Consider the following 12,003-nt stretch of genomic DNA (forward strand, 5'->3'; position numbering starts at 1 on the left):
GACCTGGATCGAGCGCAGCTACCACCGAAAACGCCGTCAACGTGCCCTAGGACGGCTGACACCCATCGAGTTTGAGACAATAAAAAACGCGGCCTCAGCCGCGTAAGAAAATATCAACCACAGCTGTCAACTAAACCTTCAGCAGTCCCCTTCTTTCAATGGAATCAGGCGCTATCACGGACGCCTTCTCAAATCCTGCTAACTTTGCGACTTCCGTAAACAGGGTGCCCATCGTTGGCGCAGCCACGTCTTCGGCGTCACCATTGGCGGTAGATCGCTGAAGCCCCAGAGAAGTTCCCAGCCCAGCAAGGATCACGAGCTGGTCAGCTGACACGACACTGGCTAATGACTCTCGAAGCACCTGCAGCCGTCGTTGGGCAACATCGTCGCCATCAACCACCGCTTCATAGTCAAACCAGTCGGACCCGGCGATCTTGGCTCTGTGAGGAGGGAACGCAGGCGCTTCAGGCAGTTCTTCGGCCGGCGACATTTCAGCGGTGGCATTGGTCATACTCAATACTCACGCACGAGGAGGAATTCACCAGCGCACAACACCAAGATGTCTGTGGTGAGCGCTAGTGACGACATATTCATGATTCCAGCAGAACTGGATTGCATTCCGCACTTCGCCGAGCTGGCGGCCGCTGGCGCGCGCGTCCATCCGTCGTTCCTCGGGAGGAGCGGTCCTGACACCTCGCTCGGTGACGGCTCGAGGAAGGGATCTCGTCAGGCTGCTCGGGACGTCCGGGGTCGCCCTTTCTTCCGGGGCGTGGCCTCGAACACGATGCCCTCCTCCATCAAGGACGCAATCAAAACTACGTTGAAGAGGCACGCCCAGTTCGGGGGTTTCCTGGGACGACAGTAATGGTCCTGCTTGGTCTCAGGAAGTCCAGCTCGCGAGACAAAATTCGGGAACTTAAATGCGGCAGGGCCGGCGTATGCCGGCCCTGCCTGTTTTTCCCTCTGCAAAGGAAATATGTGGTTCAGCTTAGCTGAATGGTTGTGGTGCTGCCGCGGCCTGGTACCTCGTTGTTCCTGGTCCCGCGGGGGTGGTGGTGCGCTGGTGCGTGGTCGCGGTTAATGGCGGTCCGTCGCTGGTGATTGGCTGCTGTGGTTCGTCCTGGGCGGCGGACCGCCCGCGCTCCGGGAGGTTCCCGACCCTTCACGGGGTGAGTGACCGGGCGACTGTATTGGGGGATCCAGCCGCTCGGCCACTTTCAGATTACTCCGTTTCGGTGGTGTGCTTGTCGAGGATGATCTGCTCCACGGCGCTGGCCGTGTAACTTCTCCGGACTACTGACGTCAACGGCTACCCTTGGCGTTTAGGGCGCGGCAGGTGACTATGTCAATCCCTCTTGGCACCGGCTGGATGGACGGACCTATCTGGCCCCACCCGCGGCCCCGAGGCTTGTTCCGCCTCACGTAGCGAGATGGCGTCTCATAGTTCGCGGGAGCAAACGAACCAGTAGCGAGGGGCGTGTGGTTGTGTCAAGTATTTCTGGCCCCGGAAGGACGGGTGAAACTGGCTGGCAGCGCGGCCGCGTTGTTGCGTCTCCAGCCATCAAGGAGTCAACTATGAGCGTGAATTTGGATCGATACATTATTGACGCAGTCGACCGGTACTGGGCTGAGGACGTGCAGATCCTCGGCGCCTGGCAGGACGGACCGGCCGCGGCATGCGTGGTGTACCGCCGAACCATCGACCCCATGATGATCCTTGGGTGCCGGATCGAGTTTCATGCAGACTCAGCAGACGGCACCATTGAGGGCCTCGCCCGCGACGTGGCGGTCAACCTCGCCGAGCCGATTGGTACCGCCAGGAGTCGTCAAGATCAGCACGGCATCGTTTGGGTGGCAGTCCCCGAGGACCGCCCGACGCCAAAGCCTCCCTCCGAGGTCGTACGAAAGCTCGCCGACACGTAAGCGCTTCCGTCGCCTTCAGCTGGCTATTCTCACTTAGGCCTGACTAGCGGATGTCAGTCTCAGGATGATGGGACGGCCGGCATTCCCAGCGATACCTGCCTCACCATCTGGCTTAGCTTCTCCCGCGCGGCGTTGAGGCTGATTTCTATGCCTTCCAGTTCGCCCAGCCATCCCCGCTCTTCAGCTTCGACCTTCCGGTCCTCAAGGGCTTCAATAAGTTCTTCGAGGCGGGGGCGTTGTGTTGGATCGGGACGGAGCACTGGGCACCGGATGCAAGCGTGTTCGTGGATGCAGGGTGTTCCATAAGCTCGTCCGCAGCTGCCCAGTTCGACCTTTCTCTTCTTGAAGTGTTCGTGGAAGTCCTGGATCTCGCCTTCCGTGGGCTCAAGGTAATCATCGGGTGGCCGCAGAGCTCTGCGCCTGTCGAGGAAGCTTCTGAAATGCCGGAGGGTTTCCTCGTCGTGGATGGCTGCGTACCCCTGGGTTGTGGAGATGTTTTGATGGCCCATGAGCTTGGCCAGAATGTGTATCGGCAGCCCGGCGGACAGGGCTGAGGTGGCGAACAGCCTTCGGAAATCGTGGGGGGTGAATTTATAGTCGTCCCCGTTCTCGTCTTTGAGGCCAGCCCTGGTGATCGCGTCCTTGATGGCGATCCTGACCCAGCTGGGAGACATGGTTCGGCGTTCACTTCCCGTGCGTAACTGGAACAGGTGCGGAAGTGGTGCGCTGTAGACGCGCTCGGCCCCGTCGTAGCGGACGGCCAGGGGCACGCGTCCGCCCGCGGTGGCGATTCGCCTCTTCACGAGTGCGAAGACGTGGGCGAGTTCCGGAGAGATGAGAAGTATCCGTTCCCTGTCGGTCTTTGAGGGAACAATCTGAAGAAGGGGAAGCGCCTCACCTGTGTCTGGAAGGCGGTAAATGGAGAACGCATGAGTGGTGATCTCGACAAGTTCCTCGATCCGCACTCCGGTCTCGTTCAATGTGTTGATCAGCGCCCAACTCCAAAAACAGTTGTCCTCAAGCTGAGTGAGGTCAAAGCGATGTTCAAAGCGGCCGCCAACGACCCAGACGCGGCCTGAGCCGCGCGGCGCGTTGATTGTTCTCCGCCTCATCTCACAGCGGCGGTAAGTGATGCCTTGATGTTCGAATTCCTGCCCTTGATCCGCCGCTGTTCCTGCGGCCAAAAGTGCTTGAGCGTCTTTGAGCTCCTGGGCGGCGCTGGCCAGCAGCTTCGGCAGCAGCGGACTCAGATCCCGGATCCTTTGATGGATGCGGGCTTGGGTTCGCCGTTTGTGTTTGTTGGCCCCGGAGGTATCTTCACGTGTCAGGAACGAAGGAGCAGCCCATTGGGCCCAGTAGGCGTCGTCGGTAGCCCATGACGCGATGTCCAGATATAGGCCCCTGACCATGAACAATGTGCGGTGCTTGGTCGAGATGGGCCCGTCTGTGAATCGGTTGAGCCAGGCCCGGCCTTCCTCGAAGCTGACGCGCAGGCTGTTGGCTTCGGGGTTGTGGGCTTCGATATCGAGCCAGAAATTCTTGACCAGTTCGTAAACCATCCAGCGAAGGGTTGAGTAGTCCACCGATGGTTCTCTGATCTTGAGATAGCGCACCAGCATGTCCCTCACCGGTTGACTACGGATCCCGTAGGAATCGACCATCTCGGGGACGGAAGGCCGCCTTACCGCGACGGACTGCAACAGTCCTGGTGTCGAGGCATCGAAGATCCCGAGGTCTTTGAGCATGGACCAGACATAGGTGAGCCCGTCGGGTTTCTGGCCCCGCCCGATCTGGTAATCCCGGTATCCGAGAAGATGTCCCGGACGTAACTCCCGAACGGGCACTCCGGTGTGCGCCAGCACTTTCGTCATGACAATGAGGCCATTTTCGAAGTTCGGCGGTCTCACTTGTAGCGATGCCCCGTGCTCGGTCATCTGAGCGAAGAACTCAGGATGCCTGTTCAAGCGGATCCGGTGGAACCTCGGTGACCCTTGTCGAAGCCAGGTGTAGCTCGGCCGGATCACGTCCAAGGCTATGAGGTCTGCGATTCCATTCGCCGATTCGAATGCTGCACGGTTCAAGTAGATCCCCTGCCATGGACTGCCGAGCTGGTCTTTCCAGTCATGCCCTGGTTCCTGGCAGCCGGCGTTTTGCCACCGCTGCTGCCATGTCTGCCCCTCGAATTCACTCAACGCCTTCAGGATGACGCTCACGCCGCGGACAGAGACTGTATCGGCGCCGGCGAGGTCCTTCACGCGTTCAATCAGTTCGTCCTGGGTTGCCAGGGAAAGGCGTGGAACGCAGTCTTGAGAGTCGACTTTAGGCTTTGTGGGCGGCGCGGGAACAGGCGGTGAGGGGACATAATCCCTAACTATTGCCACTCATTACCTCCAAAAAGTTCAATCATGTCTGCGGCCGCGTATGCCGAGGGGTGTTCAGAAGCAGTCTCGGGATTGCGGCCCGCTGCAGCGCGCAACACGAAGTGCTGGTTCACCCGTTCGATGACTTCGTCCTCGCGGAGCCTTAAGTAGGCTTCGGTCGCGCTGATGTGAACGTGTCCGAGAACCGTCTGGATATCCGTGAGCGAGACATTCGGATCTCGTGCCATGCGGATGGCAGCTGTGTGGCGGAAGTCGTGGAGGGTCCAGTTCGCACCCAGGGCAATGTTCACCCGGCGAAGAATGCCTCTGGCTGCTTCGTAGTTCAGCGGCCGGTAGGGCTTTCGCAATGTCCACCAGGCGGCGGCCCCTGGCCGGATGAGATCCTCGGGGAGCGATTCCTGATACAGCCGAAACCATCGGAAAGCCTCGTGGGACGCGGGGATCCGCTGGAGGGCTCCGGAGCCCTTGCGTACTACGGAGATGCATTGCTGCCCGACATCGACCATTCCGTTAGTCAGTCCGACAAGCTCCGAGGGCCGGGCCGCACTGGAAACATAGAAAGCGACCAAAGCCCTGTCTCTGTCCGTTCCGAGCTTGGTAAACAGGTCCTCGAAGGCCTTATCGGGGATGGAGCGAGGTACCTGCACGGGGACCTTTTGCCGGTAATCAGCTCGAGGTCCTTGCCGGTACGCATCTTCCGGGTTGTGGTGGGCTCCGAAACGCCCGTAATGGCCGGCCCGCTCAGGCACCGGATTGCGCAATGGCCCGGTCAGGGCTCTCCGGTGGAAGTCGTAGAACGCGAAGAGCACTGACAGATTGTGATTGATGGTTCGTGGTGAGTATTGATCGCTCAGATAGGGCTTGCCCGAGACTTCATTGATAGCTGGCACCGGCCGTCGAGGCCTAGCCGGTTTTTTCGTCGATGCACGAAGCATCGTCACAAATTCCCGCACGTCATCGCGGTTCACCCGGTTCCATTCCTTGCCGGAACCCCACAGAAAACGGAACCACCTCAGAAGATCTCTGGCATATGACTCCACACTCGACGAGCTCATCCCCCGGGCCCAAAAGTCCTGCAGGTATTGCTGCACGCTCGGTACAGGCCGATCCTCGGGGTCGGAGACTAGCCAGTAAGGAGCGACCAAAATCGCCTGGACGCTCCCTTGAGAATCATCTTCGTTGAGACTGTCCTGACTCTGCACACCCATACCCGTGACTCCATCGTCCGTTGGTCGTCCTAAAGCTAAGGCTCTTAGTCCGGTCAACATATCCCCAGGCGGTGAGCTGGTTCAGGTAGTGGAAGTGCCGGTTTTCGGCACTCCGCCATGAGTCCTTCTGGATGGTCTTTTCATACCCGGCGCAGATCAGGGCGATCAGGGAGAACTCGGGCCGGGCGGTGGTCTTAGCGGTGTGGTCCCGGAGCGGGTTCCAGCCCCACAGGTCGGTGTCCTCCCCGGTCTTGGCCCCGATCATCTCGGTGGCGACCTTGCCGTCGTAGCCGCTGGCGGCTTCGGGGTCGTGGGTGATGGCGTGGACGGTGAAGTACTGCCAGCCCTTCGGCGCGGTCTTCCGCGACAGCAGGGTCTTCACGAACTCGCGCCTGACCTTCGTGGCGCTCTCCATCTCGCGGTTATTGGCGATCAGGGTCTTCCGCTCGGCTTTCTGCTCCTCGGTCATCGGGCCTTTCTGGGCCTGCGTGCCGCCGTCGTAGCGTTCGTACTTCGGGGTGAAGCCCAGGTCCTTCCAGCCGGTGATGACCGGGTTGGCGTTATGTTGGCCCCGGTAGTCGGTGCTGATCAGGTAGGCGTTGGCGTCCTCGTCGGTTGCCGGTTCCCCGTCGGCCCGCTTCGCGGCCGAGACGTACAGGTTCTCTTCGTTGGAGTAGTGCCCGGCGTCCTCGACAATGCTCTTGCCCTGCGCCTCGAGCTCGGCGATGAGTGCGGCGAGGGCGGCGGCGCGGTCGCGGCGGTCCCGGAGCATCTGTGCGACGTGCAGGAGCTGATCGGGTTCGTCCGCGATCACGGACTCTAGCTCCTCGGTGGCGTCCTGGTTCCCTTCAAATTCGGCCATGATGAGCGCTTCATCGATGGTGTATCCCTTGCCCAGGGCGGCGGCTCCGGCGCTCGAGGACTTGGCCTTCAGCGCCCCTTCCACGGTGGTCTTGGTCCGCCCGGTCTTCTTGGCGATCGCGGCGGCTGACACACCGATCAGGGACAGCTGGTGGTAGGCGTCGGCCTCGTCCGCTTCGGTCAGTTCGGCGCGCTGGATGTTCTCCACGACCTGCGTCACGATCCGTTCGGCTTCCTCGGGGGACTCGATGATCATCACCGGAATCAGGGGCCGGGCGGCTTCCACGGCGGCCCGGGTGCGGCGCTGTCCCATCAGGACATGCACGGTCCCGTCGTCCCTGCGGTGGGCGATGACGGGTTCCATCACGCCGTGCTCTTTGATGCTGGCAATGAAATCGGCGGTCAGGGCGGCGTCTTTGCGGACGTTGATGTCCACGGTCAGGGTGGCCGGGTCGAGCATTTCGAGGGTGGGTGCGGTGTTCATGGTGTTGCTCCTTTTGCAGAGGATTCCGGTGGGTGGGGCGGCTGTGGTGACCGGCCAGCTTCCCCTCTCCCCCGTTGTTTTTTGGTTGCTGGCAAGCTCGCTTGCTCGGCGGCCGACGGAGCCCTGTCTACCCGCAGGGCAAGGTGAAGGAAATTCCTGGAGGGAATCAGCGACGCAGGAGCGCCGGAGGGACATTTCCTGCACCGCAGGCCCCGACGAAGGAGGGGCTAGACGGGGTGGAGCGGACGCCTAGAATCCGGAGGACAGCAACCAAAAAACGGTAATACTGGAACAGTCCTTGAGCCGGCGTGACCCAGCCAAAAATTGACGTACCAGGCGGCACTGTCTTCCCGACGATCTGTCCGCCGGCTCAAGGTCCGTTAAAAGGGGTGTCGGGCCAGGCGGACATGACCTCATAGGAGCCTGATACGACCAGTCCCATTACCGTTTTGTCTGCCCACCTGGCCCGCGCCCGATCAATCAGCATTCGACGCGACTGAGGGGCAATTTCCATCTTGGCAAGCGAACCAATAAAAGTCATCGCGGGTATCGACACCCACGCCGACACACACCACGTAGCCGTGATCAACGAACACGGCAAACCCCTTGCAGACAGGGAATTCCTGGCCGTGGGATCCGGATACCGGAAAATCATCGACTTCATCACTTCCTACGGCACAGTCGTAGCCGTCGGGGTCGAAGGAACAGGCTCCTACGGTGCCGAACTCGCCCGAACTCTTCGGGGTGAAGGGCTCACCGTGCTGGAGGTAAACCGCCCGAACCGGGCCGCCCGTCGCCTCAAAGGGAAGTCAGACCCGTTGGATGCCTACCAGGCCGCCAAGTCCGTGCTCGAGGGGCGGACCAAGGCGATCCCTAAGGCCAAAGACGGCCCCGTCGAATGCCTGCGGATCGTACGTTCCGGGCGCGCATCAGCCATCAAGGCCCGCACTGCGGCCATCAACCAGATCAAGGCGCTCCTCGTTTCAGCCCCGGACAAGATCCGGGCGAAATACCGGGCGCTGGCCACCTCAGCGCTGATTCCTGCCCTGCAGCGCACGAGACCTTCCGGGCATATGGCTGACCCCGAGTACGTGACTCTGCTGACGCTCAAGGCGTTGGCAGCCCGATGCCAAGCGCTGGGAACGGAAATCGCGGCTGCTGACGCTGCACTCAAGGAAATCCTGGACGGCTATGCTCCGATGCTTTGTGATCTCCCAGGAGTCGGAACCGAAGTGGCCAGCCAGTTGTTGATCACCGTCGGGGACAATCCGGACCGTCTGGGGAACGAGGCCCAGTTCGCTTCGCTCGTCGGCGTCGCCCCGGTGCCAGCCTCATCGGGCAAGACAACCCGCCACCGGCTCAGCAGGGGCGGCGACCGCAGCGCCAATAATGCCTTGCACCAGGTTGTTCTGGTGCGCATGGGCTCGTGCCAACGGACCAAGGAGTACGTGGCTAAACGCACGTCAGAGGGAAAGAGCAAACGCGAAATCATGCGCTGCCTCAAACGCTACGCAGCCAGGGAAATCTACCGTCAGATCACCAATCCCCGGCCCGCACCCGACAACTCCGACCTCCGCCGCAGGCGGACAGACCTCGGCATGACCTTAACGACCGTCGCCGGCGAACTTGGTCAATGGGTTTCCATCATTTCGCGTCTGGAACGCGGACATATCCGCAACGATGCCCTGGCCGGCGCCTACCGGAAATGGCTCATCGACCAGGCCGAAATGCCACGCCGCACACCTCCGACGACAGCTGCAGCAAGGACAAATGCGTTACCGGGCGCCGTTAGCTGAGACTCAAGGCTTGACGCTTTACTCAAACCAGACTTACTCTAAAACCACAAGGTTATATAACGACAAGGTTATGGTTTTGATGGTTGATGAATTGAGTGCAGTGTTCGCGGCGTTGGCCGATCCGACTCGGCGGGCTATTCTGCAGCGGCTCGCTGACGGTGACGCGCAGGTGTCCGACCTCGCGGCGCCTTTCAGGATCAGCCAACCGGCGATTTCGAGGCATTTGAAGGTATTGGAAAATGCTGGCCTGATCTCCCGGAACCGGGTAGCGACTGCCCGGTTCAGTCATCTGGAGCCCGACCGGCTTAAGGAAGCGAGCGAGTACATGGAGCGGTACAAGAAGTTTTGGGGTGAGTCCTTCGACAAACTCGACGGCGCGCTGGCCTCGTTTCAGCGCGACACCCCACCTACGGGAAAGGGCCGAGATGTCTGAGGGGCGCCAGCAGGAAGTCACAGAACACGATGTTTTCATTTCCCGCTCTTTCGCCGCCCCCAGGGACACGGTCTGGCGGTTCTGGACCGAACCCCAACTCCTCGCCTCATGGTTCGGGCCTGAAGGAGTTCACGTACCCGTGGACAGCATCATCGTGGAGCTCGTGGAGCAGGGCCGGTGGGAGTTGACCATGGTCGACAACGCTACCGGGGCCAGCCACCCCATCCGGGGGCGCATCACCGCCTTTCAGGCACCGGAATCCCTCGAGATTCAACTGACAGCGCTGACCGAGGCTGGGCCCGTGGACGACGTCGTGCTGCGGCTTCAGTTCCACGATCACGGCGACCGGACGCGCATGACCCTCCATCAAGGCCCGTTCACCGACGAGATCCGGGACATGACCCACGCCGGATGGATACTGTCCTTCACCAAACTCGACACCCTCCTCGAAAGGCCCACAGCATGAAAACCAGCGCCGCCCAAAGCCAGGTCACCCAGATCACCTCAGCGGACGGAACCCCCATCTCCGTCGAACACATCGGCTCCGGCCCCTCCCTGGTCCTGGTTGACGGCGCCTTCTGCGGCCGGTCCTTCGGCCCGGCGCGGGCCCTGGCCACCACGCTGGCCGACTCCTTCACCGTGTACTTCTACGACCGTCGCGGCCGCGGCGACAGCGGTGATACACGGCCCTACTCCGTGGAACGCGAAATCGAAGACCTAGCCGCCGTCATCACCCATGCGGGCGGAGACCCCTACGTCTATGGCATCTCCTCCGGTGCGGCCCTCGCCCTCGAAGCAGCAGCGGCGGGTATCCCGATGCGCAAGCTCGCCACCTACGAGGCCCCCTACACGGGAATCGGGAACGTCGACGGAACGCCCGTCGACCACGCCGGGCACCTGAACTCACTGCTCGCCCAAAACAAGCGCGGCGCGATGGTCTCCTACTTCTTGGTCAAGATGATCGGCGTCCCTGCATTTGTGCCCCTCATGCTGCGCCTCATGCCAAAGATCTGGAAGAGCCAAAAGGACGCCGCCAACACCCTCCCCAATGAAATTGCCGTTACCAACAACTTCACCGCACCCACCGGCCGGTTCGCCAAAATCACGGTGCCGACCCTTGTCATGGTCGGTGGAAAAGCCGCCCCGGTCATGACCTCAGCTCAAGCAACAACAGCCGCCGCGATCCCCCAGGCCCTTCACCGCACCCTCGAGGGCCAAACACACCAAGTCTCAGACGCAGCAATGGCAGCCGAACTCCGCGGGTTCTTCACCAACTGACCCGTTGACCACTCTCACCAAATTCATTTCGCCCACAGACCGGAATAGACCATGCCCAAAATCAGCTATCAGACCGAACATCAGGGATCCCAACGACGCCCGCCCGCCTCCTCTGCCACGCGGGTATTGCTGGCCTGTGGCATCACCGCCGGCCCCCTATACCTTCTGGTCAGCTATGCCCAGGCGTTTCTTCGCCCGGGCTTCGACGCGGCACATAACGACCTCAGCGTCCTAGCCAACGGCGACCTAGGCTGGATGCAAACCACAAACCTGATCCTCACCGGCGCCCTAACCCTCCTGACCGCCGTCGGATTCCGTCGCGCACTCAACCCCGGACGAGGAGCCACCTGGGGGCCGGTTCTCGTCGGAATCTACGGTGCCGGATTAGTGGGTGCGGGGATTTTCACCGCCGATCCCATGAACGGATTCCCTCAAGGCGCACCTCCCGGACCCCCTATCTCCGGGTCCCTCCACGGGTTTCTTCACTTCGTTACCGCAGGGATTGGCTTTGCCGCCTTCATCGCTGCCTGCTGCGTTATGGCCCGCCGGTTCTACACATCCGAAAACCGGAGGCTCGGAGCATTCTCCCTTGCTACCGGAATCCTCTTTCTCGCCGCCTTCGTCGGCATTGCCAGCGGGTCAACGTCAGCCGTCATCGTTCTTAGCTTCACAGCAGCCGTAGTCCTCGCTTGGACCTGGCTGGCAATAACGGCCGCCCACCTACGACGCAGCCAACCCCTGCCTCCCACCGTCCGCACCAGCTGAGCGAGCCAACCACTAAAAAGCACGATCAACAGCAATTTGACGACTATAGGAGCATCGTCGAAGACGTGGATACGGGCCAGGGTCTCCGGAGCCCTGCGACGGAGGCACTGGACCCCACAGCCGGCCGCGCCAGCGGACGCCCGAAAGCGCTGTCTGTGGAATCCGCGGTGGCCGCCCGACTTGTGGAGGGGTCGTGGCAGGATGTCCATCATGGACAGGCGGTTGCGGCGCGCTCCTGACGCGGAATGGGTGCTGATGTACCGGCTCGGGCTGAGCCGGCAACGCATCGCTGCCCTCGTCGGCGCCGAGCCCGCCACGGTCGGATACCACCTGGTCATCGCGCGCCACCAGGACCCCCACCTCGAGGCCGAACACCAGTCCGCAGCCGGCTCCGCGCCCGTTCCGCACCCCTCCCCCACGGATCTCGGCCGCATGGACGAGCTCATCGCCTGGGTCAAGGCCGAAGGCCGGCTCCCGCGTGACCGCTCCGGGCAACGGGGCGAAAGGTCGATGGCGCGCTGGCTGTCCGGGCGCCGACGCGAAGCGGCCCAAGGGACCCTGGTCCCGGCCTACCGTGACGGTCTGGCCCGGGTGCCCGGGTGGCTGGGGAACCGCAGGGAAGCCGAGGACGAGGCCCGTTGGCACCACCGCCTGGCCCAGCTCGAGGACTTCCGACACGAGGGCAACGATTGGCCCCGCCACAAGGGCTGCGATTCTGAGCGGGAACACACCCTCGGCGTCTGGATCCACACCCAGCGGTACAAACACCGCCGCGGCGACCTCGACCCTGCGAAGGCCAAGCTCCTGGACGACACCGTTCCCGGGTGGCAGGCCGGAAGGACCAGGGGCCGCCCTCCCCGGCGGTGACCCGAAA

At 61.9% G+C, this 12,003-nt stretch carries 11 protein-coding genes; 7 read left to right on the forward strand and 4 right to left on the reverse strand.

The features are described from left to right. Positions 1-130: 130 nt before the first annotated feature. Positions 131-511: a hypothetical protein gene (locus AC1DFR_RS21365; protein WP_476874429.1), complete on the reverse strand. Its 381-nt coding sequence runs from the start codon at positions 509-511 to the stop codon at positions 131-133. Positions 512-1,581: 1,070 nt separating this feature from the next. Between AC1DFR_RS21365 and AC1DFR_RS21370 the strand changes: the two genes are divergently transcribed. Continuing rightward, positions 1,582-1,923: a hypothetical protein gene (locus tag AC1DFR_RS21370; protein ID WP_476874430.1), complete on the forward strand. Its 342-nt coding sequence runs from the start codon at positions 1,582-1,584 to the stop codon at positions 1,921-1,923. Positions 1,924-1,982: 59 nt separating this feature from the next. Here AC1DFR_RS21370 and AC1DFR_RS21375 read toward each other — a convergent pair whose 3' ends face one another. From AC1DFR_RS21375 to AC1DFR_RS21385, 3 genes are all read right to left on the reverse strand, one after another. Further along, a complete protein-coding gene (locus AC1DFR_RS21375; RefSeq protein WP_476856352.1) occupies positions 1,983-4,136 on the reverse strand; it encodes a tyrosine-type recombinase/integrase in 2,154 nt (717 codons plus the stop codon). A 158-nt stretch (positions 4,137-4,294) separates the two neighbouring features. Further along, on the reverse strand, positions 4,295-5,512 hold the full coding sequence (locus AC1DFR_RS21380; RefSeq protein WP_476856351.1) for a tyrosine-type recombinase/integrase: 1,218 nt from the start codon (positions 5,510-5,512) through the stop codon (positions 4,295-4,297). Continuing rightward, complete coding sequence (locus AC1DFR_RS21385) at positions 5,475-6,857, reverse strand: ParB/RepB/Spo0J family partition protein (protein ID WP_476856350.1); 1,383 nt, start codon at positions 6,855-6,857, stop codon at positions 5,475-5,477. The genes AC1DFR_RS21380 and AC1DFR_RS21385 overlap by 38 nt, the downstream gene beginning before the upstream one ends. 515 nt (positions 6,858-7,372) lie before the next feature. Here AC1DFR_RS21385 and AC1DFR_RS21390 point away from each other — a divergent pair. The 6 genes from AC1DFR_RS21390 (at position 7,373) to AC1DFR_RS21415 (ending at position 11,996) form a co-directional block, all read left to right on the forward strand. Further along, positions 7,373-8,653, forward strand: coding sequence for an IS110 family RNA-guided transposase (locus AC1DFR_RS21390; RefSeq protein WP_441410707.1), 1,281 nt, complete (start codon positions 7,373-7,375; stop codon positions 8,651-8,653). Positions 8,654-8,732: 79 nt separating this feature from the next. Next, complete coding sequence (locus AC1DFR_RS21395; RefSeq protein WP_476874431.1) at positions 8,733-9,086, forward strand: ArsR/SmtB family transcription factor; 354 nt, start codon at positions 8,733-8,735, stop codon at positions 9,084-9,086. Next, positions 9,079-9,552 carry an SRPBCC family protein gene (locus AC1DFR_RS21400; protein ID WP_441410705.1) on the forward strand — a complete coding sequence of 158 codons (474 nt, stop codon included), beginning with the start codon at positions 9,079-9,081 and terminating at the stop codon, positions 9,550-9,552. Before AC1DFR_RS21395 ends, AC1DFR_RS21400 begins: the two co-directional genes overlap by 8 nt. Continuing rightward, on the forward strand, positions 9,549-10,364 hold the full coding sequence (locus tag AC1DFR_RS21405; RefSeq protein ID WP_285242557.1) for an alpha/beta fold hydrolase: 816 nt from the start codon (positions 9,549-9,551) through the stop codon (positions 10,362-10,364). Before AC1DFR_RS21400 ends, AC1DFR_RS21405 begins: the two co-directional genes overlap by 4 nt. A 51-nt stretch (positions 10,365-10,415) precedes the next feature. Then, a complete protein-coding gene (locus AC1DFR_RS21410) occupies positions 10,416-11,129 on the forward strand; it encodes a DUF998 domain-containing protein (protein ID WP_285242556.1) in 714 nt (237 codons plus the stop codon). A 210-nt stretch (positions 11,130-11,339) separates the two neighbouring features. After that, entirely contained in the window at positions 11,340-11,996 is a 657-nt protein-coding gene (locus tag AC1DFR_RS21415; RefSeq protein WP_476851042.1) for a helicase associated domain-containing protein, read from the forward strand. The last annotated feature ends 7 nt before the right edge of the window (positions 11,997-12,003 follow it).

Source organism: Arthrobacter sp. 05T410 (genome assembly GCF_056396505.1).